Below are 24,778 nucleotides of genomic sequence, written 5' to 3'. Positions count from 1 at the left end.
TTTGTCATTTCCGCAAAGGCGACAATCCAAATGTCTTATTCTTAAACAGTGCTCTGTGCAAACACCCAAAATCCATCATCGGCTTGACACGAATTTCACAGATACCCTCTAATGGGCATACATCTTATATGCGTTCCGCAATGCGGAGTTTTGCACTTCTCGCCCTGTTATTCCTGGCTATTTCTTCGGTTGTCGGAACTATGAGTCCACCCACTTTTTTTAAGGGAACGTTGATGTTTCCATAAAAATCCTTTTCCGGCTCCCCTTCAAACTTACCAGCACGGATAAATCGCTTTACCAAACGATCCTCCAAAGAGTGGTAACTGATCAGGCTTAATCTCCCTCCTGCCTCCAATAGATCTGGTGCTTGTTGCAAAAACGCCTTCAAGACCTCAATTTCCTGGTTAACCTCAATCCTTATAGCCTGATAGATTTGTGCCAAAATCTTGTTCTCCTTCATCTTGGGCAGAAACCTTTGCAAAACCGCTTTCAACTGGTCCGTGGTCTTGATGGGTTGTTCAGTTCTATAATCGACTATGGTTTTTGCCAATGCTTTGGCATTTCGCAATTCGCCATACTGAAATAAAACTGCTGCTAAATCTTCTTGGGAATAGGTATTGACCACTTCGTAAGCGGACAATTCGCTGTTTCTGTTCATCCGCATATCCAATTCGGCATCATACCGAATGGAGAAACCACGTTCAGCTTCATCAAATTGGTGCGAAGACACCCCAAAATCTGCCAAGATTCCGTCAACTTTCCGAATGCCATAGAACTTTAAATACTGCTTTAGAAATTGAAAGTTTTGGTTGATCAATTGAAATCTATCGTCATCAATGGCGTTGGCCAGTGCATCCTCGTCCTGATCAAAGGCAAACAACTTACCTTCCTTACCCAGCCGTTTCAAAATCTCCTTGGAATGCCCTCCGCCACCAAAGGTGACATCCACATACACTCCATTTTCTTTTATATTCAACCCGTCAACTGATTCTTGCAGCAAAACGGGGTCATGGTATTGACTACTCATCGTCAGCAAAAATCTCCTCTGCCAAATCCGCGTAATCCTTTTCGCTTTCCGCCAGGACTTTTTCATATTTGTCCTTGCTCCAGATCTCTATCTTGTCAAACACCGCATTAAGGACCACTTCTTTTTCAATGCCCGCATATTCCACTAGGTTTCTCGGAATCTGAATTCTCCCGGTATCGCCGTCAATGGACAACTCTTTCATTCCGGCCACGAAGTTTCGAACAAAGGCATCGTACTTGCGATTGATCTTGCTTTTCTTCATCACTTTCTGCATTAAAACATCAAATTCCTGCTTGGGATACAGCTCCAAACATTGCTGAAAAACAGACCGTTTGATCACAAACCCATCCTTCAAAACAGGCAACAGCTGATTCTTAAGGGATATGGGCAAAATCACCCTACCTTTGGTGTCAGCTTTACAATCATGTTGTCCTATGATATGGGTCACTCGAAATCAATTAGTTATAAACCATAACTCAAATATATAGATTTTATTTCCACATTTCTCCACTTAAAAACACTTTTGTTAATAAATTCTCCACTTTTTAGATGAAAAGCGGAATTACGGGCATGAAATGATACCGAGAATCCATTTGGTCTATCCAGCGGTCAAAACCCATGTATAAATTCCCCATTTTGAAGACGCGTTCAAAGTCAAGTTTTGTGTAGTCTGAATTGTCTATATTTGCCTACCAAGGACCAACTGATCGTAGATGGAAGACCAAATCATTAAGGAAGGTAAATTCAGATATATTGAAATAGGTGAAGGAACCCCAATGATCATCCTACATGGCTTGATGGGGGGATTGAGCAACTTCCAGGGTGTATCCGAGTACTTTCCCTCCAAGGGCTACCAAGTACTCATCCCCGAACTTCCCATCTATGACATGCCCATGCTTAAGACCACAGTAAAGAATTTTGCCAAATTCTTGGAGGAATTCATAGAATTTAAGGGTTTAAAAGATGTGATTCTTTTAGGCAACTCACTTGGCGGACATATTGGCCTTTTGCACACCAAAATGTTTCCCGAAATGGTCAAGGCCTTGGTCATAACAGGAAGTTCAGGGCTTTACGAAAGTGCCATGGGAGACGGATATCCCAAACGTGGCGATTACGAGTTCATCAAAAAGAAGGCGCAGGACGTGTTCTACGACCCTGAAGTAGCAACGAAAGAAATTGTGGACGAGGTGTTTGCCACGGTAAACGATCGCATGAAGTTGGTCAAAACTTTGGCTATAGCCAAAAGTGCCATCCGTCATAATATGTCCAAGGATTTGCCACACATGAATACCCCTACCTGTATCATTTGGGGAGAAAATGATTCCGTTACCCCACCCAACGTTGCCGAGGAATTCCACGAGCTGCTTCCTGATTCCGACTTGTTCTGGATTGAAAAATGTGGTCATGCACCTATGATGGAACATCCTGACGAGTTTAACAAAGTCTTGGAAGCTTGGTTGGAAAAACGGGAGTTTTAACGGAAGGCTCTTAGCAGTTGGATGCTAGATATCCTTGGTAAAATCCCTTTATCTTCCAATTACAGAGAAATGCACAAGTTCAAGTTCAAACTCGATTATCCGATTGTTGGATTGTTGGAGACATTAGCTGACTAGAATCAGTTTTCTATTTTCCATTTATAGCGTTCGAATTTGAAAGGCCTAACTCCAACCATCCAAGTGGCCAAAAATCCAATGTCCATTCCGACTAGTCTTGTATCTTTGCCCCTGATTCTTAACAGCTGCAATGAAAATCACTTCCGCCGAATTTGTAATGAGTAATTCCAACGTGGCCAAATGCCCCAACGAGCCCCTGCCGGAATATGCTTTTATTGGTCGCTCCAATGTGGGAAAGTCCTCATTGATCAATATGCTGATGGATCAGAAAAATTTGGCCAAAACCTCTGGAAGACCAGGTAAGACCCAGCTCATCAATCATTTTAAAATCAACAAGAACTGGTTTTTGGTGGATTTACCAGGCTACGGCTATGCCCGGGTATCCAAAAAGGACAAAAAAGTGTTTCAAAAGTACATTCGGGAGTACTTTCAAAAAAGAAAGCAATTGGTATGTGGTTTTGTTTTGGTGGATATTAGACATGAACCCCAACCGGTTGATATGAAATTTATGGAATGGCTGGGTACCAATGCCATCCCTTTTGCCATTGTTTTTACCAAAGCAGACAAGTTAAAACCTGGGGCCGTCGAAACCTATGTTTCCAACTACCTAAAAAAACTTTTGGAAGGGGTTTGGGAAGAAGCTCCTCCCTATTTTATCACCTCCTCGTCCAAACATATGGGCAAGGATGAGCTATTGGGCTACATTGACGACATCAACAAAGATTTCTTTGCCAATCAATAAAAGGCATTGCGCATGCTAGGTACGTTTTTGAATGAGGTCAATGAGATTTTTTGCAGACTCCAGTTGATTAAGTTCCTTGGTTTCAACCAAAACTCGCAATCCTTCATTTTCCTTGACCAAAACTATTGGTAGGGAATACTTTTCAGCTACTTGATTGCCTATTTGCTGGGCAAATTCGTCCTTGTGCAAAAAATCCATTTGTATATTGCTTTCCTCCCGAAACTTCTTCCATTCCTTGTTTTCGGAGACTATGCCAAAGGTGATATCGCACAAGCTGCATTGATAAGTTGAAGGACTAAACACTTTGTGCATACTGTCCAAAATGGCATTTCGGGCACCGGAGTTGGCGTTGTATACAAATACGAGTTCGGTACTTTTCTCATTCATGGGGACTTTAAAGGTAGGTTTAAATCCCAAAAGATTACATGCTTATTGCACTTATAGACCATCTACCGCAATTTAGTTTTTGATTTTTGTACTTTAGCACACCCCAAATGTTACTTGTTTTGCTTTACAGAAAAATATGGTTTTGGCTATGTGTCGATTTTCTGCTATGTCTTTTGGCAGTCATAACCACCATAATAGCATTTGCCGAACCCATTCAAAACCAATTTACTTTAGTTAACTATATATTTTCAACAATCATTTTCTTGTTAGTTGGGACTTCACCAATCCATTTTATTCTTGCATTTCTAGAACTTAGGAACAAGCGATTTTTTAATGGGTTTTTTCTCCTCGTTTATATCCCAATCAAGTTGTACTTGATTTGGGCCCTAGTGATTTTCCATATTTCAATTGGAGCGGGAGGTCTCCCTACATTAGATTAACCACTATCGCGTAACAAGTTGGATGTCAAAATTTAGGTATAGTAATCCTGAAACGTTATCTTAATCCCATGACTTTTGCACTTATCTTAATAGCTCATTGGGTGGGGGACTATTTGTTTCAGACAAGCAATATGGCGGTCAAAAAAAGTTCCAGTCTTAAATGGTTAACCGCACATGTATTAACCTATTCTTTGGTTCTAGGGGGTTTTGCCATCTTTCTTTTCCCATTGGAATCGGCCCTGATTTATGTGGCATTAAATGCACTGTTGCATTTTGTGACCGATTTTTTCACTAGCAAACTGGCTTCGAAATATCAAGATAATCCCCGGATATTTTATCCTGTTCTAGGTTTTGACCAAATGGTACATGGCCTTTGTTTATACCTTACTTTTGTCAATAAAGACACCTTCCTTTAATTGTTATGGACCAATCCACCGCACCACTTACACCGAATTCTTATATAAAAACCTTGTCCATCATTCATCTAGGGTTATTGGCAGGGCCTTTTATCCTGGGGGTCATTGCCTATTTGCAAACAGAACATCCCTTTTTGGATTATACCAATGCCGAAGATGTTTTTATATACGTGGTTCCCATTTTTGCCCTAAGTGGAATTTTCATAGGAAACTTACTCTTTAAACAGATAATGACATCTGCAGTGAACATCGATGGATTACGGACAAAACTGGCCCGTTTCCAAACCGCTTCCCTGATAAAATATGCATTGATTGAGGGTCCTGCCTTGCTGGGAGCCGTAGCCTTTTTAAATACGGGAAACCTTACCTATTTATATATAGCAGGGGTAATGATCCTGTTCCTGTATTTGCTAAGACCCACCAAAGAGAAGATTGAACTTGGTTTGCAACTCAAGGGAGAAGAGAAAGCCCAATTCAACAAATCCAATCAACCCATTCCGTAGCTGGAACAGTTATTTCTTCAACTCCAGCTTTTCGGCAAAATAGTCGCAAAAATCTTTCATGGTTGCCGTCATCTTTTCATCTTGCGTAGCCTTCATAAAAGTATCCGACATGGTCACCAAAGTCTGATGAAAGAAAACCTTCATTTCATCCACGGGCATGTCCTTGGTCCAAAGATCTATCTTTAAGGATTCTTGATTTTTGCTATCCCAAACAGAAAGCATCATGGCCTTTGCTTCTTCGTGCTTTACACCACCGTCCTCGGCCGACCAATGCAATTCCTCTGGAACCCTATTTTCATCCAGGCCAACCGTTAATTTTATTTCTGAAGTATGTGCTATTGCCATCTATTTTCTTGGTTTGTAATTTGATTTCTTAAAAATTTCATCTGCTGACAAAGCCAACATTTGCTGTAAGTTCAACTCATTCTTGTCCATAAAGGCCCTTACTATTTGCCAGCCCATATACCTTCCCAACTTCCCAGGCGACTCACTGTCCAACTCCAATTGAAACTTAGAGAACGGGGCAGGATCCAAAAAACGCCTATCCAGTTTGGCATCGGTACTATATAGCAGTTCCCGCTCAACAAAGTATCGCCATATTTGCTCCTCGTTGTCTTGGGCCCACGTAATCTCTTCTTCGGAATAACCCATTTTTTGCCCATTTGATGCATTGGGCAACAACTTGTCCTTTATATATAACTCTTTTCCGTAATATATCATTCGGGATAAAAAGGAACGGTTTTTTGGATAATTCACCACCTTCTTTGCTATTGCGCTGGCCACATCAGAAGTTAGATACCTCTTGTCCAGGCCAGCTGCCAGATATTTTTGAATGCCTCTATAGAAGTGATGATCTGGTCCCAGATAATTATCCAGTCCCAATAACAAAAGCGTATCGGTTAGAATCACACGCTGGTCATATCTTACATCCGAAGTAACGGTCACCACCGATGGTGGCTTCATCTCTGGAAAATAATATTTCACATACCTAAAAAGGGATTCCAAGTCTTCTGCCTCGGTTTTAAAATCCCCAAAAGCTTTATGCACTTCTTCTGACAATTCCTTTTGGATGGTATCCGTAAGCTTTGCTTCCCAAATACTATCTGGAAACTGCGCAGGGAATAGATAAGGGTACTTGGATTTTAGCTCAGGTAAATCTTGTGGGTTGGCATTGGCGAATTCCCAATCAAAACGTGAGATGGAGAGCTCAATGGGTATTTTGGCCACCTCCTCCGCGGTTTTGTCCTCATTTTTGCAGCCAACAACCAACAGAAGAAACGAAAGCCCCAAAACAGGCGATCCAAAGTAATCAAGCAAGCTCTTTATTTTTAGCACTACAGCGTTTAAATTTACAGGGCACAAAGGTAAATTATTGAATCTAAAAAATAAGATATGCAAACTGAAAAGGTAATCGAACATATTGTTGACTGGTTAAAGGACTACGCCACCAAGGCCAATTGCAAAGGATTTGTCATTGGAGTTTCCGGAGGGATAGACTCAGCCGTTACATCTACTTTATGTGCTAAAACGGGATTGGACCTCTTATGTGTGGAGATGCCCATACATCAGGGTAAAAATCAGGTTACCCGGGCAGATAGGCATATCAATTGGTTAATTTCAACCTATCCCAACGTTAAACGGCAACCTGTAAATTTGACTCCGGTGTTCGACGGCTTGGTTGCCGCGCTTCCAGAAGTTGAAAACGAAGAAGAGCGATTTATGTCCTTGGCCAACACGCGCGCCCGACTGCGCATGACCACCCTCTATTACTTTGCGGCTCTAAAAGGCTATTTGGTGGCCGGAACTGGGAACAAAGTAGAGGATTTTGGCATTGGTTTCTATACCAAATACGGGGATGGAGGTGTAGATCTTAGTCCAATTGCTGATCTACTCAAAACCGAAGTGTATGCCCTTGGAAGTGTTCTTGGCGTTAACCAAGATATTATGGACGCAGCCCCTACAGACGGGCTTTGGGGAGATAGCAGAACGGATGAAGATCAGATTGGTGCCAGCTATCCAGAGTTGGAGTGGGCCATGCAAATGGACGATGAAGGAAAGGCGATTGATGATTTTTCTGACAGACAACGGGAAGTATTCGCTATTTTTAAAAAGTTTAATACTGCCAACAAGCATAAGATGATTCCGATACCAATTTGTGAAATTCCTGCAAGCCTAAAATGACCTTTTGACCGAAAAAACCCAGCTTAAGACGAAAAAAACCCCAGAAATTCTAAGGTTTTAAGAAAAAAATTACAGTTTTACGTTCTCAATTTGTTAACTTGCCTGCTACGCCACGTAAGGAATTAAGTACTAAACAACGTAAAACTCAAACCAAATGATTAAAGTATTAATAGCTGACAACCATCCCATTGTTCGCTTGGGCCTTAAACAGGTCCTGGAACATAGTTCAGATATTGAGGTCATTGCTGATGTTTCCACAACCTCGGAACTATTCGGAACATTGGAAGAAGTTTCCCCTGATGTAGTCATGTTGGAAATGGACATTCCCGAAATCAACGGGATTGCCACCCTAAGGAAGTTAAAACAAGATTTCCCCGCAGTAAAAACCTTAATGTATAGCGGACAATCAGAAGATGTGTACGCCCTGAGCACCATTCGGGCCGGAGCCTTTGGATATTTATCCAAAAGTGCCGACTTGGATTACATCATGACCGCCGTTAGAAAAGTAAGTGAAGGAAATATGTTCATCACCAATGAACTGGCCCAACGACTTGCTTTTGACGAAGGAACGCAAAAACCAAGAAGGTTCTTTAGAAAACTCTCTTCAAGAGAAGTGGAGGTCTTGAAACTCTTGGCCAGCGGAAAGCGAAACAAAGAGGTAGCCGAAGGCTTAAATCTCAACGAAAAAACGGTAAGTACGTACAAAGCACGTTTGATGAAAAAATTGAACGTGGACAACTTGGTAGATCTTTTGCAACAGGCAAAGGCCTTGGAATTGTACTAGTACCCTAAGCATAAAATTTGAAATCCCGGGCAATTGTTCGGGATTTTTTTATGAAAGTACCCGATTCAATTTGGCATTGAGAAGCTTATTTAGCTGGAGATAGTTCACAATTTCCTCCAGTACTTCAGAATTGTCACCATTACTACCTTCAGTGTCCTTCTGAAGCTTTTTTATCCGGTTTTTTATGAGATTGCAGCGTAGGGTAAGAATGGTTTCGGCCACTAATTGGGCCACTCCCATTTTTTTGGCTTTGGGATAAATATCCTTCCGTTCCCAATCATGTAAGGTATAGCGCTCCTCCTCCATCAAAATGGAAGACACTTCATTGACCATTTCTTGGTCCAAATTGGATAAAAAAGCATTTACAGTAAACTCCTCACGTTCATTCAAATCCTCGATTAGTTTGTAGTAAATACTTCTAAATTGATCATTGGTCAGTTCAATTTCGTCTTCCTGAAGGTCCAGGTACACTTTTTCATAGACTTTGGCTTCTACGATTTCCGGTTCCAAAACCAAATCCCCTTCTTCATTTTCTTTCAATACCAAATCCTCAAATTCCTGTTTTTCACCTCCGTACAACAACAGCAATTCAATAATTTGCTTTTCCAGTTCGTACTGCACATCCACCTTCTCAACGGTCTGCTGGGACTTCACCACTTCAAAGGCTTTTTGCTCCTGCTTAAGCTTTTTGGAAGCATCCGCTACCCCTTTTTTATCGATTTGGGCCAAGGTATTGTACAGCACCTCCTCTGAAATATGCATTATTTTTGCACATTCCTGAATGTAAATCTCTTTTTTGATTCGGTCAGGAATTTTGCTGATGCTATTTACTATATCCCTCACCGTATCTGCCCTTTTTATGGGATCGTTGGCAGCTTCTTCTGCCAAAAGTGACGTTTTGAATTGGATAAAATCCTTGGCATTTTCCTCCAAGTACAGCACCAAATCTTCATAGGAATTGTTTTTGGCGAAACTATCTGGGTCTTCCCCTTCGGGGAAAGTACAAACCTTCACATTCATTCCCTGTTCCAAAATAAGGTCTATTCCACGTAGGGAAGCCCGTAAACCGGCAGCATCCCCATCAAAAAGTACGGTGATGTTCTTGGTAAGCCTATTGATGAGTCTGATTTGCTCGGGGGTCAGGGCGGTACCACTGGACGAAACCACATTCTTTACCCCGCTTTGGTAGAGTTGTATCACGTCGGTATAACCCTCAACCAAGTAACAATTATCTTCTTTGGCTATGGATTGTTTAGCAAAATAAATCCCATAAAGCACCTTACTCTTATGGTAAATCTCGCTTTCCGGAGAGTTCAGATATTTGGCGGCTTTCTTATCATTCGTTAAAATACGTCCTCCAAAACCCAACACACGACCACTCATGGAATGGATGGGAAACATGACCCTGCCCTTAAAGCGGTCAAATTTTCTGGATTCGTCCCCAGCCTGTTCTTTAACTATGGTGAGGCCCGTTTTTTCCAAAAACTCCAGCTGATATCCCTTGTCCAATGCTGTATTAGTAAAGGAATCCCAATTGTCTAGACAGTATCCCAGACCAAATTTTTTAATGGTTTCATCGGTAAACCCCCGTTCCTTAAAATAGGTAAGTCCAATGGCCTTGCCCGATTCACGTTCCCACAAAGATTCGGAAAAATAGGTTTGGGCGTACTCCGAAACCAGGTACATGCTCTCCCGTTCGTTGGCCTGTTCCTTTTGCTCGTTGGTCTGCTCGGTCTCCTCTACCTCAATATTGTACTTCTTGGCCAAATACTTAATGGCTTCGGGATAGCTGAAGTGCTCATGTTCCATTAAAAAAGCTACCACATTCCCTCCTTTGCCACTACTAAAATCCTTCCAAATCTGCTTTACTGGAGACACCATAAAACTAGGAGTTCGCTCATCCGTAAATGGGCTTAAGCCCTTAAAGTTGGAACCGGATTTCTTCAATTGGACAAAATCCCCAATAACCTCTTCCAGTCGGGCGGTCTCATAAACTTGATCTATGGTGGTCTTGGAAATCAACGCTTGGATTTAAATAGCCTTTAAAGGTAGCGAAAAAACAAAATTTTAATTGAAAAGCAGCATCCATCAATTGAAAAGGGGCATCCATCAAACCAACCCCTTGAATTTGACTGGATTGAGCTACTTTTTCCATGAAAATTGGAGTCCAGAAACCAAAAAACGGGGCGGAACCGAAAAGCCATATGAGTAGGACAACCAACCAAAAACACAAAGATGAATTGGTATTTAAAAGTTTTAAAACAGTACGCGGATTTTAAGGGAAGGGCCAGACGCACGGAATATTGGATGTTTACCTTGTTCAATATCATTTTTAGTGGAATTGCCATTTCGGTGGACAATGCTACTGGATTAGCGCAAATGGGTGTTGGCCCTATCTATGGACTCTACGCCCTTGCGATGTTGATTCCTGAGCTGGCTGTTGCTGTTAGAAGATTACATGACGTTGGAAAGAAAGGAGTAATGCTCTTTGTGGTATTGATTCCTGTTATCGGATCCCTTTGGTTGCTTTTCTTATTGGTCAAGGACAGCGACCCTAATGAAAATGCCTATGGAGCAAATCCCAAACTGGTACCAGCTTAACTGAAGCACAATTCAACCTCCACTTCCTTTTGCAACATAACCCTAATACAATATAAAATGGAATGGTATTTACAAGTCATAAAAAACTACGCAAATTTTAAAGGCAGGGCCCGTAGGGCAGAATATTGGATGTTCACACTGTTCTGTTTGTTCTTTAGCCTATTCGCAGTTGCCTTGGACAATGTTTTTGAAATCGCCATAGCAAATATAGGTTTTGGGCCGCTCTATATATTGTATGTATTAGCGGTTTTTCTTCCTGCACTTTCCGCTACGGTAAGACGATTACATGATGTTGGTAAAAGTGGTTGGACCCTTTTGATTCTGCTTATCCCCATAGTTGGGGTGCTTTGGGTTTTTCTTCAGCTAGTCAAAAATGGCATTAGGGAAGAAAACCAATATGGGCCGTGCCCTAAATCCCCATCCGTCAATTGAAAACGGGCATTCGTCAATTCAGAATGAGCAAAAGAACATCTTTTCCTTCTTTTTACGTGTGTTTCAATTCGAAAACCAGCAACCCCGTTAAGTATGAACATTTTAATCTAAAAAGTAAACTATGAAAAAAGTATTATTAAGTCTGGCCACTATTGCTGTCTTGGTTGGGTGCGAAAAGGAAAACAGCGTCGATGATCCTATTTTAAAAAGTAGCTTGTCTGGTGCAGTGCAAAAAGGTCCCTTTGTAAATGGAACCAGTATATCCATTAATGAACTGGAAGAAGATTTATCACAAACAGGTAAAACCTTCAATACCCAGATTACCAATAGTCAGGGAAGTTTTGAAATCAATAATGTGGAATTGGCCTCTAACTTTGTACATCTGCAGGCCAATGGCTTTTATTTTAATGAGATATTGGGCGAACAATCCTCTGCGCAATTGACTCTGAATGCTATTTCAGATGCATCTGATAAAACCACGATCAACCTGAACATTCTGTCCCATTTGGAGAAAGAACGTGTTGAATATCTTATTGGTGAAGGTTCAAGCTTTAAGGATGCCAAGGAGCAGGCCCAAAATGATGTATTGGACATCTTTGGATTTAGCAGCGAAGTAACGCAATCCTCAGAATTACTTGATATTTCGCAAAGCGGAGATAACAACGCTATGTTATTAGCTGCTTCCGTAATATTACATGGGTACCGTACTGAGGGAGAACTTACTGAACTTTTATCCAATATTGGTGAGGATTTAAAGGAGGATGGTCAACTGGATAGTGAAGCTTTGGGCTCTCAATTGATAAATCATGTGGGCTATTTAGATGTTGAGGGAATTCGTGAAAACCTGGAGACTCGTTACGAAGAATTGGATATTGATGCCGAAATCCCAAATTTTGAGAAATACATAAAAGAATTTGTTGAAGGCACCGATTTTGAAATTACCGAAAAACTAATTGAATATCCAGAAAATGGAGAGTATGGACCAAACATTTTGGAATTGAACAAATTGCAATATTCTGGAGGTCATAACAACGGGAACGATCTTAGTTTGGCAGTTAACCTCAAAAAGAGTTCAGCACTAACAATCAAAATCATCTCGCTTGGAGAAGGACTACCATGGTATATGTTGGGTTCAGAAATAAACTGGAACATATCTGCATACGACTATGAGACAAAATCTCAAATATACAGCGTAATTGATGCTGGCAAGTCATGTGATCTAAACATGGTCTTCGATGCAGGACAGTACAGAATAGAGTATTTTGAGATGAACTCTGACTCTCCTACATTTTCAAAGGAAATAACAGTTACCGAGTAGCGGTCAAAAGTTTTGGTTTGCCTTCATTATACCTCTATTTTTATAGGGGTATAATTTTTCTATATGATCCTCTTCTTCGGAACCAAGCTGGGCAAAAAAGAAAGTAAAACCCTTAGTGGGGTAAGCTGCCTTCATTGTGGCCAATTTGGAACCCTAACCTCTGTTTCCCAAACCAACTATTTCCATTTTTTCTGGATTCCCCTATTTAAAATAGGCGCTAACAGCTTTGCCGAATGTTCCCATTGCAAAAGAGGGTTTTATAAAGAAGAGTTTTCCGCAGAAATGGAAAGGGCCATTAACAGATAAAAGGAGCGCAATCCGAATCCAATAATTCTCGACTGCGCTCGAATTGACAGTTGGTTATAAATCAAACCTTAGGCCCAGGGAAATATTATGTTGTTCCACATCCGCATCCTTAAAAATGGGATTCAAGTCATATTTTACATAAAGAAGAATCTCATCGAAGCCAACATACCCGCTAATTCCGTATATCAAATCGCTGGTATTGTAATCCCGCTTAAATTTGTCTTTTACATTTTCTCCATCGCGTGAATATTTGAGCTTCTGCCGCGTTCCCAGGTTAAATCCCCCATAGCCACCAACGCCCATCCGGAATTGGTTTTGAATGGAATATCGGATGCTTTTTTCGGTTTCCCGAAAACGGGAAGGTCCAAATTCAAAATGTACAGGAAAGACCAGATTATCCATCCGAAGCTTGGATTTGTCCAATTCAAACTCAAATTCCTCCAAAACCGTCTGATCTCCATTTTGGACAAAAATCTGATTGTCATCCGGTTTTAAACCATTAAACTGAAATGAAAAACCATAATTGAAGCGCAACCAATTGGTATGCTTAAAAACGCGTGTCCGCCATTGCCAACCCATTTCAAAAAAGCGACTACCTCCAACCTTATATGGGGAATCATCCAATGATTGGCCATCAATCAAGGCATTGTTAAGTCCAATGGCAAATACTGGATCGGAATAGGTTCTTCGATCATATTTAATATCATCTTTCCATCTTCTGGAATTGGTAAAGAAAATAGGTTCCCCATCAATTCGAATTGAAAAGCCGTCTTCGTCGTCCCATCGGTCCCGTTCATCGGCAATGGTCAAGGTTTCCCCTTGATTTCGCTCCAAAAGTGAAATTTGATGGTCTATTATGGCTACCCTATTTTCAATGTTCAGTGCTCTCTTTTTTGCGGCCTCTGCCTTTAGCACTTTAGCTTCTTCCGCACTCAAATCTCCCCGTTCCAATCTCCTATTGATGTTTTCTACCTCCTCTTTTAGCGCATCCTTTTCCTGTTGGGTTATTTTTTCCTTCTTTTCCCTTAAATCTTCAATTTTTTGCTGATAAGGTTCTTGTGCCATCAGGTTTTGTGATAGCAACAACAATACAAATGCTGCCAGGTAAAAAGTAATTGTTCTCATGATTGTTTTGATTTGCCCCTCCTAATCTCCCCTCCCGGACTATTCCAGGAGCGGGAAACTAAAAAGGTATTTTTGATTGATGAATAAGTTCTAGTTGTTTCTGTCTGCCACGGCGGTTCGTAATTTGAAATACCCATCCTTGAGTGCATCAAATATCTGATCTCTAAAAGAGGCATCCAGTTCGTCTTCAACTTCGGTTAGGAGGGCCATGGCATCTACCGAGCCACTTTCGTCAAACAATTTTTCGGTTAGAATATCTCTCTGGGCAGCACGTAGTAACGAGTCCACTTCAGCGTCGGTCACTTGGGCGTTAACTGATTCCAAAAGCTGAACCTGAGCCATTACTTCATTTACTTTTTGGGCTATTAGGGGGTCGGTTTCTTGTATTAAATCACTTTGAATGGATTGCTTGGAGGCTACTTCCGTTTCATCCAAGGGCATGGATTTCAAAGGTTGATTTTCCGCTCCTTGCTCTTGCAAGTTTTCGGTACCATTTTCTGTAACCACCAGTACAGCTTCCGTTCCGTTCTTATCCACAATTTCTGTTTGCCCTTCCAAGGCAGGGATTACGGGACGCACATGCAAGTTTTCATCAACCACCTGAGCAGGCTCACGTTTTTCACCTGATGCAAAAAAGAAAACGGATGCCAAAAGCAAACCCACAAACCCAGCGGCAATAGCATATACATATTTTCTCTTGGGCTTTGTAGTAACAGGTGTATCCAATTGACTTGAAATTTTCTCCCAAGCCCCTAGAGATGGCTTGATCTCCCGATTCCCCAGTTTGTCCTTGATATGTTTTTCCAATTTCTCCATAACTCCTTCTATGTTTGTCTAGACTGTGCTCGACTAGTCATTCCTTGTAGTTTTAAATTCTCCTGCAGCATTTTCCGAGCCTTGAACAATTGCGATTTTGAAGTACCCTCGGATATCTGCAACATTTCCGCTATTTCGTGGTGCTTGTAACCTTCAATGGCATATAACAAAAACACCATTTTATACCCCTCTGGTAAATTATCTATCAGCTGCTGTACATATTCCACGTCCAAAATTGAGGACTGTTCTTCCGATTTTTCTGCCTGCTGATAGGCTTCATCATCATAAACCACGAATTGCTTTTTCCGTAAAAAGGAAATACTCTCTCTTACCATTATTTTCCGAATCCATCCTTCAAAACTTCCCCTGTGTTCAAAGGAAGCCAGATTGCGAAAAACCTTCACAAACGCACTGACCATAACATCCTCCGCAAACTGCACATCCTTTATGTACTGGCGGCAAACGCCCAACATTTTGGGAGCAAATTTTTCATAAAGCAACTTCTGACAATTGGAATCGCCAGAAATGGACTTTTTGATCAGTTGCTTCTCGTTCGTATATAATGACACGATTTTCAACAGTGGTTCTCGTTTAGTTTGTTATAAAGATAGACGAGGCGCTTTTCAAAATGGTTGCCTTTAGGTAGGATTTATTTGCAAATAGCTATAAACAAGCAAAATATATTCCATTGTTGGATTCAAGATACAAGATTCAAGATACAAGACATAGGATTTGTTGCTTGGTGTTTGGATAGTTGGATTGCTGGATTTATGGAAGTAATAGAAAGTGGCAGACAATAGACAGTTTACAGCTAACGGCCAACAGTTTTCAATTTTTAATTTTCTTTTTTCAATTCCATTTCACAGTCCCAAAATTTGATACTTGTATTTGAGCTTGAACTTGAACTTTAAAAGCTGGATTATTAGATTGTTGGATTGTTGGAATTAATCCGTAATAAATGCTAGAGGACAGTTTTTAACTTTCCATTTTCCCTTCCTTTAATCAAGGCATGAAACTTGAAACTAGGATCACCTATTTTTTACGATCCACAACGTAGTTGACCATCAAAGTAAGTGCACTCTTGTATTCAGAATCTGGGTATTCATCAAGCAAGGCCAGCGCCTCGTCCTTAAAAGCAAGCATTTTGGTGACGGCATAATCCAGTCCTCCCATTTCCTTTACATAGGCTATAACTTCCTTTACCCGTTTCTTGTTTTTGTTGTGTTTTTTGATGGAATTTATAAGCCAACGTTTCTTGTCTTTATCACTTTGGTTCAAGGCATAAATAAGCGGAAGGGTCATTTTTTGTTCCTTAATATCGATTCCGGTTGGCTTTCCGATTTTCTCCTCCCCGTAATCGAACAGGTCATCCTTTATCTGAAAGGCCATTCCGCAAAGTTCCCCAAACCGCCTAAAAGTTTCCACTTCTTCTGAATCCGGTTTAACCGAGCATGCCCCCATACTGCAGCAGGCAGCAATCAGAGTGGCTGTTTTTTGCCTGATGATATCATAATAGACTTCTTCGGTGATATCCAAAAGTCGCGCTTTTTCAATCTGAAGGAGCTCACCCTCACTCATATCCCGAACTGCGTTGGATATAATATGCAAAAGGTCGTAATTCTTGTTCTCCAGGGCTACTAAAACTCCTTTGGAAAATAGGAAATCCCCAACCAGGACGGCAATCTTGTTTTTCCACAGCGCATTTATAGAGAAGAAACCTCTTCGTTTATGGCTGTCATCCACAACATCATCGTGGACCAAACTTGCGGTATGGATCAATTCAATGATGGAGGCGCCAGTATAGGTTCTTTCGTTGACATTCCCCCCATTGATCAACTTGGCGGTCAAGAAAACGAACATGGGTCGCATCTGCTTCCCTTTTCGGTTCACAATGTAGAAGGTAATTCTATTGAACAGTGCCACCTTAGAGGACATGGATTTGAGAAACTTCTCCTCAAATAGTTGCATCTCCCGTTCAATAGGTTCCCTAATTTGTGAAACTACCTTCAAAACTTAGACGTTAGCAAATTTGGTTTTGGACGCTAAAAGTAGGGAAAATGAAAGAGTTCAGCACTGGATGCCCCAAGTTTTAAGATGGGCGGTTTAAAGCGTCGACAAAATACCGTTGACAATTATCAACAAACTACTATTTAAAGGTGTTGGATGTTTGGTGTTTGGTGTTTAGTGTTGGATGTTTGGTGCTTGGTGTTTGGTGATGGGTGATGGGTGATGGGTGATGGGTGATGAGTTAAAACTAACTGTTTACAGCAAACTGTTAATTGCTAATTGCTAATTGTCAACTGTTTACTATTAACCACTTATTGCTTATTGGCCAATTGCCCGCATGCTGCATCAATATCCTTGCCCCTAGAGCGACGAACGGTCACCGTAATCCCATTTCGTTCCAATGTCTTTTTATACATTTCCACAGCGGCTTCTGATGCTTGTTGGAACTCCCCATCATCAATGGGGTTATACTCGATAAGGTTTACCTTGGAAGGCGCAAATCGGCAAAACTTGACCAGGGCATCCACAGCCTCTTGAGTGTCATTGATTCCCTTCCAGACCACATATTCGTACGTAATTCGGTTTTTTGTTTTTTGATACCAATATTCCAAGGCCTCCCTAAGATCTTTCAAAGGAAAAGTGGCATTAAAGGGCATAATGGAAGTTCGAACTTCATCTATGGCTGAATGTAAGGATACCGCCAGGCTGAATTTCACCTCTTCATCCGCCATTTTTTTGATCATTTTAGGCACCCCTGAAGTTGACACCACAATTCTTTTTGGCGACATACCCAATCCTTCCGGGGAAGTTATTTTTTCAATGGCCTTGAGCACATTGTTATAGTTCATCAAGGGTTCCCCCATCCCCATAAAAACAATATTGCTTAACGGGCGATCAAAATACAATCGACTTTCATTGTCAATGGCCACCACTTGATCGTAGATTTCATCAGGATTCAGATTACGCATTCTTTTAAGGCGGGCAGTTGCACAAAATCTACAATCCAAGCTGCAGCCTACCTGGCTGGAAACACAAGCTGTTGTCCTAGTCTCTGTAGGTATCAACACGGACTCCACTACCAATCCATCATGCAACCGGACCGCATTTTTTATGGTCCCATCCGAACTACGCTGCATTTGATCCACCCTTATGTGATTGATTACAAAGTGATCCTCCAACATTTGCCGTGTTTCCTTGGAAATATTGGTCATGGCATCAAAAGAATGCGCAGATTTTTGCCAAAGCCATTCGTACACCTGATTCCCACGGAAAGCCTTATCACCTTGGGAAACAAAGAAATCCCGCAGTTGTTCCTTGGTCAATGCCCGTATGTCCTTTTTTTTGGTTTCCACCGTTTAAAGATAGTCAAGAAAAATCCCGAGAAGCAATCTACTACTCGGGATCAATTACTTAAGGTTCCTTTGGACAAGGAACTATTTTATTTTAGATGACCAACATGGCATCTCCGTAGGAGTAGAATCTATACTGCTCCAAGATGGCCTGTTTGTACGCTTTTTTCATCAAATCGTGACCAATAAATGCCGAAACCATCATCAAAAGAGTGGATTTTGGCAAATGGAAATTGGTAATCATGCAATTGGCAATGCTGAAGTCATAAGGAGGAAAAATAAACTTGTTTGTCCACCCTTCAAAGGTGTTCAATGAATGTTCTGATGAAACCGCACTTTCCAAACCGCGCATTACTGTTGTTCCAACAGCACATACCTTTCTTTTATTTGTCTTGGCGTTGTTAACCACTTCCGTTGCCTTTTCGTCAATAACCAATTCCTCGCTGTCCATTTTGTGCTTGGACAAATCTTCTACTTCAACGGGATTGAAAGTTCCCAGTCCTACATGCAGGGTCACCTCGGCAAAATCGATACCTTTTATCTCCAATCTTTTCAACAAATGTTTAGAGAAGTGCAAACCTGCGGTAGGAGCAGCCACTGCTCCTTCGTACTTAGCATAGATGGTCTGGTAGCGCTCTTCATCCTCTGGCTCCACATCTCTCTTTATGTATTTGGGAAGCGGAGTTTCTCCCAACTCGCGAAGCTTCCTTCTAAAGTCAGTATATGATCCATCATAAAGGAAACGCAATGTTCTTCCCCTTGAGGTAGTGTTGTCGATAACCTCAGCCACCAAGCTTTCATCTTCCCCAAAATATAATTTGTTTCCAATTCTAATCTTTCTGGCAGGATCAACCAAAACATCCCAAAGTCTTTGCTCTTGATTTAATTCGCGCAACAAAAACACTTCAATTCTTGCACCGGTCTTTTCTTTGTTTCCATAAAGTCTTGCTGGAAAAACCTTGGTGTTGTTCAAAACCATTACATCTCCCTCGTCAAAATAATCGATAAGGTCTTTGAACATTTTGTGCTCAATTTTACCGGTTTCCCTATGAATCACCATGAGTTTGGACTCATCCCGATTTTCAGCAGGGTATTCGGCCAATAATTCCTTAGGTAATTCAAAGTTGAAGTTTGATAATTTCATGTAGACTTTTTTTGGAAATTTTTAAAGAGCGCAAATATACAATCTCGACATAGGGGATGTCAAGTAATTTGGTGATTAAATGTTAATTACAGCGTGTCCACCCTAAAACCAAGGGTTGCGAGATCCTTCCAATAATCTGGATAGGACTTGGATACCACCTCCGCTTCATTGACCATCAATGTGGTTTTCATGCCCAAAGGACCAAAGGCCATCGCCATTCTGTGGTCGTGGTAGGTGTCTATAGCAACATCGGAAATGATGTTTTGGGAAGGTTCTAGAGTTAAACTTTCATGATCTATGGCCACTTTTGCCCCTACTTTTTCCAATTCCGTTTTCATGGCTCCCAACCTATCTGTTTCTTTAATAGGCAAGGTGTGCAAGCCGGTCAAATGACATCCCATACCCAATCCAAAACAGGTCACTGAAATGGTCTGCGCAATGTCAGGGGCATTGGCTAAATCGTAGTTAACGGTTTCCAAATTACATTCTTGAACTTTCTCCAGGGTTATTCGGGTGTCAGAGTAGCTTGTTTTCACGCCAAAATCCTGATAAATCTGAGCAAGTACACTGTCGCCCTGCAAAGAGTTTTCCTTATAAGCTGAAAGCTGGATTTTGGTTCCCACATCGCACAATGCAGCTATGCTATAGAAGTAACTGGCAGAGCTCCAATCGGATTCCACGACCAAAGTAGTGTCTTCAACCTTTTCCTTAGGTGCAATTTGGATGTGGTTGCCTTCAAACTTGGTCTCCACCCCTATTTGCTCCAACAATCCCAATGTCATTTTGATGTAAGGTACCGAAGTGATTTTACCAACAAGTTCCAATTCCAGACCATTGGCCAAACTTGGAGCTATCAAAAGAAGGGCAGAAATATACTGGCTACTAATATTGGCAGGTAAGGAAACCCGACTTTTGGTCAACGTCTTTCCCGTTATTTTAATGGGTGGGTATCCTTCATTTTTTTCATAGGATATTTCTGCACCCAAATCCCGTAATGCATCCACCAAAACCTTAATGGGTCGTTCCTGCATACGCTGAGAACCCGTTAGCACTACCTCCTTTCCTTCTTGGGAAGCAAAATAGGCGGTTAAAAACCGCATGGCCGTACCGGCATGATGGATATCCACCACTCCGTGAGAAGTGGCCAAACCCTTCTGCATGACCTGGCCATCGTCAGAGTTGGATAAATTTTTTATAGTCACATTGGGAAACAATGCCTGCAAGAGCAATGACCTGTTGGTTTCACTCTTGGAACCTGTAACTGCAATGGATTTATCTATTTTTTTACTTTGGGAAAAGGACAGTTTAAGTTTCAAAGCCTAGCTGTTTGGTTGAAAGACCAAAACTAGAAAAAACACCCCTAAAGTCCCTGTACAGGGCTAACTTTATTTGAGCTTTTTGTTATTCTGATGACGATCATGGTCACGCTTGGCCTTCAAGTCCAACTTTTTGTCGAAGGCCTCCTGTAGGTCCACCCCAGTTTGATTGGCCAAACAGAGCACCACAAACAGGACATCTGCCAGTTCCTCACCTAAATCCTTATCCTTATCAGACTCCTTTTCACTTTGTTCGCCGTAACGCCTTGCTATGATACGGGCCACCTCCCCAACTTCCTCGGTGAGTTGGGCCATATTGGTAAGCTCGTTGAAATAGCGAACCCCGTGATTTTGGATCCATTCATCAACCGCTTGTTGGGCATTTTGGATATTCATAATCTAGATTTTGGACAAAACTAGTTGTTCTTCTTCTTTTGCAATTACCTGTTTAAAAAATTCCCTTAGATAAGGATAGGTTACAGCCGCAATCATGGCCCTATTTATTTCAAAATTAACCCTAACAGTTATTTTATTCCCTTCTTGCGCCACAATATATTTAAAGGAACCCATTTTATCTGGCATGTTCATTACCGTGGGAGCCGGTATAAAATCTACCTTATATCCTTCCGGTATCCCAATATTCACCATGTAAACATCCTTAAACGGGTATCCAAAATCCACTGGATACTCGCGGGACTCTGTTTTGAATGGATTTTCTTCCAAACTAAGAAAGCCTAAAGGTTTAAGGTATAGTTTGTCATCAATCACATCCGCTCCGTAATCGTTATAAAAGTTAAACGATTCACTTACTGCACCTTTATAAGTGTCCACTTTTTTTGCTTCATAGTCATTGATTTCAATATCCGAGAGCTTTTTTTCCTTATCCGTCAAAAACGATTCCAGTTCTTGCTCTTTATAAGCCTTTCGAAATCTAAGAGCACTATGTCTGTCAAATCTTGCCTTGCATGTGCCCTCACAACTTCCATCCTCATTAACATTTAGATCCAACGCATACATATTGGAAGATGATCCTGGGGACATAATATCAATCTGCTTCCAAACCATATCGTGGTTATCAATTAGAATACCTTTCCAATTGTAATCTTTTATGGGGAGTACATTCAAATCGCTAAATTCCTCTGTTGCATCCATAAAATACTTTTGCTCATCGATAATGGCATAGGCCAAGACATAATTCAATCGATCAATAGTTGGAAAAATTGGAACAAGATTGTCCTTGGTGCTTATGATTACCGGATTGGCATCAATTCCTGCATACCTAAGCATTGCCACCAAAAGTAAATTGATATCTGCAACATTTCCTTTTTTCTCCTTCAACGTTTTTTTAATACCATTGAAAAAGTATTTGCCATCCATTCCATTCCAAGTTATTTCATCTTTGACATACTTGAATATAGCATTCATCTTCTCAATCTTTGTTGGGTTTTGGCTGATTATGGAATCAATTTCATCATCGAAGGATTTGGTCTTATCCAATTTGTTTTTATAATCATCCGAATTTCCAATGGTTTTGGCCACGTCTGCCCAGGATTTGGAATAGCTTCTATAAAAACCCGGTAATTCAATGGAAACCAACTCAAAAATCACCCCAGCGCGATAATTGTCGATGTTATCCACATAGTTTTCCTCCTCAAGTGCCGGCATTTTTTCAAGATTGTAGGTGTTGATAACCACATCCATTCCTATTCTATTATCCCTTTTTGTTGTTGTTTTTGGGAAAACATTGTAGTAGCCTTTGGGGGTTTGTTTAAACCTGAATCCCTTTGGAGTTCTAATTTCGGCCCGAAGCCTTTTTACAGGAATGTCATATTGAAACTGAAATTCATCAATGTTCCAAATAAAAGGTGAGACCACTCTATAGGAATATTCAATTACCGATCCCTCTTTAACATTGGGCAGTGTAAACTTTACCTGATTGTAGTTATAACTTGCTTCGGTCTTAAATATCTCATCCTTTCGTAGCTCAGCTTCAACAATTTTACCGTTTTCAAGATTATAGGTAACCGCCTTAATATTCTTTATCATTTCATCATCATGTCTCTGCTTAAACAGATTTACCTCCTTGGTGGCATAATCAAAACCTTGTTGATCATATATTTTGATACGCTCATGTATCTCCGTAATTAAGTGGTTGGTTCCACCTGAGGATTGAATGTAGGTATCCCTATTCTTATACAGAATAACGGCGTGAGCCGATTTGTCATGTTCATACTCCTTTTCCAACAATTCTTCATTGGAAATTTCTCCAAATTTCAACTTTTGGGAATTTCCTTGTGCAATACACAAAAGAAATAGCAAGGCAACACAAAACAATCTATTCATTCTAGGACTTTTTTATTATTACTATTTTGGAATTATCCATTTTGGAAACATTCCTTTTAAAACTTCTATATGCGTTATAATCGGAACTCAAATAGGTTCCTTTTTTGATCAGTATCCTTCGTTTCACGAGTATCTCTCCACCCACCGATTCAAAACCTAGGGAATAACTTCCAAATTTTGTATCCAAATCAATCGAATTGGGCAATGACTCAATTTTATAGTTCTCAGGAATAGATATCTTAAATTCATCTTCATCCAAGTAACCTCTGGAAATCTCCAAGGGAAACTTCCTGTTTCTATAACGTCTGGGCACATTTTGGGGATTGTTCAGGGCATTGGCAACAAAAACCAATCTATTGTCAGACTTTGAAGCATATTTGACAGAATTAAGGATTACTTTTTCCTTAAAGATCACCTTCTCCTTGTCATTGTTGAATTCAAATTGCTCAATAGTTAGATTGTCAATATTTGACCAGTAGTGCTTGTAGTATTTTTCAATATCTGTCTTGGAACTCCGCTGCAATCCAAAATGTTGATCATATTGAATGCCTTTGGTTTCTATTTGAACATTACCATAAAAATCTCCTTGCTCATTCAATTGAAAATGACCTGTGGTCCGCTGCAAATTTTCTTCATTGATGTATGATACGGTACGAGCAATTTCCCCGCCATCCGGTTTCATGACCAATACAGTCCGATCATCCGTGAAATCTCCCAAAAAGCCAAACGGATGAACTTGGGATGTACAATCTATCCAATAATAATTACCGTCATGGGGTATGGCCAATATTACATGGTTCCCCTGGCTCAAAGAGGCAATGTCTGGCTCAAAATCCACTTTTTCCGATCCAGCTTCAACATGAACATAGTAAGATCGGACCCCCGCAGCGCTTAAAAGTGCTTTTGTATAATTTGCCAATCCCTTACAATCCCCGTATTTCAATCTATCCACCTCGATGGCGCTTATTGGTTTAAGTCCCCCGATTCCTATTTGTACGCTGATGTATCTTGTATTCTGCTGAACATATTCATAAACCTTTTTTGCTTTTTCCAAGACATCATCATAACCCTGCACTAAATTTTTGATTTTAGCAATCGTTGAGGGGTCTAGCTCATCTTGGTCTTTCAACAAATTATTGTTCATCCAGTTGCCAAGATCAGTCCAGTTATTGATATATGCATTGTAACCCTCGTAGTGGAAATTAATCGGACTTACAACAAGTTGGGGGAAAATCTTATGCCCCGATGGCCTTAGGCTTTCATCTTTAAAGGCTTTTATGTTTTTGGCTTTGTAGGAAATGCCATTTTCCAATTTGCTTACATTAACCGGAAAATTATCCAGGTTCTTTTCTAGAATGCTAGGTTTTAATGATGGATCGGCATATTCAATGGCGTAGGTGGAAGTTTCTGTACTTACCAAAAAATTATCAACGAATGACCACGAAGGAACGGTACCGGTGTTATCCGTTTTTATTTGATATTGGAATTTTATGGTATATGGGTATTCCACAGGTAAATATCCGGTATATAGAACCCTGGAATCTGAATACAAAGTTCCACCATCTACGGCGCTGACATCCAAAAAATCCTTCTTTTTGATTTTTTTTATAAGCTCCCCAGACTTATTATAAACTTCTGCGTATGCGTTTTTTACATGTATGCCGTTATTATAGCTTACAAATAAATTGGTGTGGATATTCCCATTCTCATTTAGTACGGTAATGGTACGTTCATAATCTACTTCCATGTCCCTTAAGGAAATCAGCCTAACATGCATTTGATGGTTTCTAACAACTGCATTTGCACCTTCAAGCAAGTCCTGATTTATAGAGGACATGGACAAGTCCGATTCTTGGGAAAATAAAAAAGAAAAACTTAGGAAGGCAAGTAGGAAAGTAAGAATTCGCATCAAAAGACAGTAGGTTGAT

The 24,778-nt window shown here is 40.6% G+C and carries 27 protein-coding genes; 11 read left to right on the top strand and 16 right to left on the bottom strand.

What is annotated here, in order from left to right:
• Positions 1 to 124: 124 nt before the first annotated feature.
• Both rsmH and mraZ read right to left on the bottom strand, forming a co-directional pair.
• Positions 125 to 1,027 carry a 16S rRNA (cytosine(1402)-N(4))-methyltransferase RsmH gene (gene rsmH / locus ACOOE0_RS10165; protein ID WP_420398819.1) on the bottom strand — a complete coding sequence of 301 codons (903 nt, stop codon included), beginning with the start codon at positions 1,025 to 1,027 and terminating at the stop codon, positions 125 to 127.
• A complete protein-coding gene (mraZ, locus tag ACOOE0_RS10160) occupies positions 1,020 to 1,475 on the bottom strand; it encodes a division/cell wall cluster transcriptional repressor MraZ (protein WP_420398818.1) in 456 nt (151 codons plus the stop codon). The genes rsmH and mraZ overlap by 8 nt, the downstream gene beginning before the upstream one ends.
• A gap of 265 nt (positions 1,476 to 1,740) precedes the next feature.
• Here mraZ and ACOOE0_RS10155 point away from each other — a divergent pair, with 265 nt between their 5' ends.
• Together ACOOE0_RS10155 and yihA are read left to right on the top strand one after the other, a co-directional pair.
• Positions 1,741 to 2,505 (top strand): alpha/beta fold hydrolase, encoded by a 765-nt coding sequence (locus tag ACOOE0_RS10155; protein WP_138838542.1) that lies wholly within the window; start codon positions 1,741 to 1,743, stop codon positions 2,503 to 2,505.
• A 265-nt stretch (positions 2,506 to 2,770) separates the two neighbouring features.
• Positions 2,771 to 3,382, top strand: a complete 612-nt coding sequence (yihA, locus tag ACOOE0_RS10150; protein ID WP_420398817.1) for a ribosome biogenesis GTP-binding protein YihA/YsxC — start codon at positions 2,771 to 2,773, stop codon at positions 3,380 to 3,382.
• A gap of 15 nt (positions 3,383 to 3,397) precedes the next feature.
• Here the strand turns inward: yihA and ACOOE0_RS10145 are convergent, their stop codons facing one another.
• The gene (locus ACOOE0_RS10145; protein ID WP_420398816.1) at positions 3,398 to 3,769 is read right to left on the bottom strand and encodes a GTPase; all 372 of its coding nucleotides are present in this window, start codon (positions 3,767 to 3,769) and stop codon (positions 3,398 to 3,400) included.
• 571 nt (positions 3,770 to 4,340) lie between these two features.
• Between ACOOE0_RS10145 and ACOOE0_RS10140 the strand changes: the two genes are divergently transcribed.
• Both ACOOE0_RS10140 and ACOOE0_RS10135 read left to right on the top strand, forming a co-directional pair.
• Positions 4,341 to 4,625, top strand: a complete 285-nt coding sequence (locus tag ACOOE0_RS10140; RefSeq protein WP_420398815.1) for a hypothetical protein — start codon at positions 4,341 to 4,343, stop codon at positions 4,623 to 4,625.
• 5 nt (positions 4,626 to 4,630) lie between these two features.
• Positions 4,631 to 5,128, top strand: coding sequence for a hypothetical protein (locus tag ACOOE0_RS10135; protein ID WP_420398814.1), 498 nt, complete (start codon positions 4,631 to 4,633; stop codon positions 5,126 to 5,128).
• Positions 5,129 to 5,137: 9 nt separating this feature from the next.
• On the opposite strand, the gene gldC is transcribed toward ACOOE0_RS10135, so the two are convergent.
• Together gldC and gldB are read right to left on the bottom strand one after the other, a co-directional pair.
• A complete protein-coding gene (gene gldC / locus ACOOE0_RS10130; RefSeq protein ID WP_420398813.1) occupies positions 5,138 to 5,473 on the bottom strand; it encodes a gliding motility protein GldC in 336 nt (111 codons plus the stop codon).
• On the bottom strand, positions 5,474 to 6,445 hold the full coding sequence (gene gldB / locus ACOOE0_RS10125) for a gliding motility lipoprotein GldB (protein WP_420398812.1): 972 nt from the start codon (positions 6,443 to 6,445) through the stop codon (positions 5,474 to 5,476).
• A 75-nt stretch (positions 6,446 to 6,520) separates the two neighbouring features.
• Between gldB and nadE the strand changes: the two genes are divergently transcribed.
• Positions 6,521 to 7,309 carry an NAD(+) synthase gene (gene nadE, locus ACOOE0_RS10120; protein WP_420398811.1) on the top strand — a complete coding sequence of 263 codons (789 nt, stop codon included), beginning with the start codon at positions 6,521 to 6,523 and terminating at the stop codon, positions 7,307 to 7,309.
• A 154-nt stretch (positions 7,310 to 7,463) separates the two neighbouring features.
• Positions 7,464 to 8,093 (top strand): response regulator, encoded by a 630-nt coding sequence (locus ACOOE0_RS10115; protein WP_420398810.1) that lies wholly within the window; start codon positions 7,464 to 7,466, stop codon positions 8,091 to 8,093.
• 48 nt (positions 8,094 to 8,141) lie between these two features.
• Here the strand turns inward: ACOOE0_RS10115 and dnaG are convergent, their stop codons facing one another.
• Positions 8,142 to 10,115 carry a DNA primase gene (gene dnaG / locus ACOOE0_RS10110; RefSeq protein WP_420398809.1) on the bottom strand — a complete coding sequence of 658 codons (1,974 nt, stop codon included), beginning with the start codon at positions 10,113 to 10,115 and terminating at the stop codon, positions 8,142 to 8,144.
• Between the two features lie 49 nt (positions 10,116 to 10,164).
• Here dnaG and ACOOE0_RS10105 point away from each other — a divergent pair, with 49 nt between their 5' ends.
• The 5 genes from ACOOE0_RS10105 to ACOOE0_RS10085 all read left to right on the top strand — a co-directional run bounded on the left by ACOOE0_RS10105 (position 10,165) and on the right by ACOOE0_RS10085 (position 12,750).
• Positions 10,165 to 10,305, top strand: coding sequence for a hypothetical protein (locus ACOOE0_RS10105; protein WP_420398808.1), 141 nt, complete (start codon positions 10,165 to 10,167; stop codon positions 10,303 to 10,305).
• A gap of 23 nt (positions 10,306 to 10,328) precedes the next feature.
• Positions 10,329 to 10,694, top strand: coding sequence for a DUF805 domain-containing protein (locus tag ACOOE0_RS10100; protein ID WP_420398807.1), 366 nt, complete (start codon positions 10,329 to 10,331; stop codon positions 10,692 to 10,694).
• A 57-nt stretch (positions 10,695 to 10,751) separates the two neighbouring features.
• Complete coding sequence (locus ACOOE0_RS10095; RefSeq protein WP_420398806.1) at positions 10,752 to 11,126, top strand: DUF805 domain-containing protein; 375 nt, start codon at positions 10,752 to 10,754, stop codon at positions 11,124 to 11,126.
• A gap of 121 nt (positions 11,127 to 11,247) precedes the next feature.
• Positions 11,248 to 12,444, top strand: a complete 1,197-nt coding sequence (locus tag ACOOE0_RS10090) for a hypothetical protein (RefSeq protein WP_420398805.1) — start codon at positions 11,248 to 11,250, stop codon at positions 12,442 to 12,444.
• Between the two features lie 63 nt (positions 12,445 to 12,507).
• Positions 12,508 to 12,750 (top strand): zinc-ribbon domain-containing protein, encoded by a 243-nt coding sequence (locus tag ACOOE0_RS10085; protein WP_420398804.1) that lies wholly within the window; start codon positions 12,508 to 12,510, stop codon positions 12,748 to 12,750.
• Between the two features lie 54 nt (positions 12,751 to 12,804).
• Here ACOOE0_RS10085 and ACOOE0_RS10080 read toward each other — a convergent pair whose 3' ends face one another.
• The 10 genes from ACOOE0_RS10080 to ACOOE0_RS10035 form a co-directional block, all read right to left on the bottom strand.
• A complete protein-coding gene (locus ACOOE0_RS10080; protein ID WP_420398803.1) occupies positions 12,805 to 13,875 on the bottom strand; it encodes a coiled-coil domain-containing protein in 1,071 nt (356 codons plus the stop codon).
• A 90-nt stretch (positions 13,876 to 13,965) separates the two neighbouring features.
• Positions 13,966 to 14,691, bottom strand: a complete 726-nt coding sequence (locus tag ACOOE0_RS10075) for a hypothetical protein (protein ID WP_420398802.1) — start codon at positions 14,689 to 14,691, stop codon at positions 13,966 to 13,968.
• A gap of 8 nt (positions 14,692 to 14,699) precedes the next feature.
• Positions 14,700 to 15,269 (bottom strand): RNA polymerase sigma factor, encoded by a 570-nt coding sequence (locus ACOOE0_RS10070; protein WP_420398801.1) that lies wholly within the window; start codon positions 15,267 to 15,269, stop codon positions 14,700 to 14,702.
• 454 nt (positions 15,270 to 15,723) lie between these two features.
• Entirely contained in the window at positions 15,724 to 16,701 is a 978-nt protein-coding gene (locus tag ACOOE0_RS10065) for a polyprenyl synthetase family protein (RefSeq protein WP_420398800.1), read from the bottom strand.
• A gap of 308 nt (positions 16,702 to 17,009) precedes the next feature.
• Positions 17,010 to 18,050, bottom strand: coding sequence for a 23S rRNA (adenine(2503)-C(2))-methyltransferase RlmN (rlmN, locus tag ACOOE0_RS10060; protein WP_420398799.1), 1,041 nt, complete (start codon positions 18,048 to 18,050; stop codon positions 17,010 to 17,012).
• A gap of 91 nt (positions 18,051 to 18,141) precedes the next feature.
• Positions 18,142 to 19,191, bottom strand: coding sequence for a tRNA preQ1(34) S-adenosylmethionine ribosyltransferase-isomerase QueA (queA, locus tag ACOOE0_RS10055; protein ID WP_420398798.1), 1,050 nt, complete (start codon positions 19,189 to 19,191; stop codon positions 18,142 to 18,144).
• Positions 19,192 to 19,277: 86 nt separating this feature from the next.
• Positions 19,278 to 20,507 (bottom strand): 3-phosphoshikimate 1-carboxyvinyltransferase, encoded by a 1,230-nt coding sequence (locus ACOOE0_RS10050; protein ID WP_420398797.1) that lies wholly within the window; start codon positions 20,505 to 20,507, stop codon positions 19,278 to 19,280.
• A gap of 69 nt (positions 20,508 to 20,576) precedes the next feature.
• Positions 20,577 to 20,903 carry a nucleotide pyrophosphohydrolase gene (locus tag ACOOE0_RS10045; protein ID WP_420398796.1) on the bottom strand — a complete coding sequence of 109 codons (327 nt, stop codon included), beginning with the start codon at positions 20,901 to 20,903 and terminating at the stop codon, positions 20,577 to 20,579.
• Positions 20,904 to 20,906: 3 nt separating this feature from the next.
• Positions 20,907 to 22,850 carry a transglutaminase domain-containing protein gene (locus ACOOE0_RS10040; RefSeq protein WP_420398795.1) on the bottom strand — a complete coding sequence of 648 codons (1,944 nt, stop codon included), beginning with the start codon at positions 22,848 to 22,850 and terminating at the stop codon, positions 20,907 to 20,909.
• Between the two features lies 1 nt (position 22,851).
• Entirely contained in the window at positions 22,852 to 24,759 is a 1,908-nt protein-coding gene (locus ACOOE0_RS10035; protein ID WP_420398794.1) for a DUF3857 domain-containing protein, read from the bottom strand.
• Positions 24,760 to 24,778: the final 19 nt, after the last annotated feature.

The sequence above is a fragment of the Flagellimonas sp. genome, assembly GCF_965215805.1.
GTDB lineage: Bacteria > Bacteroidota > Bacteroidia > Flavobacteriales > Flavobacteriaceae > Flagellimonas.
Note: the sequence above shows the minus strand (reverse complement) of the source record. Positions and strands in the feature narration are given on the sequence as shown.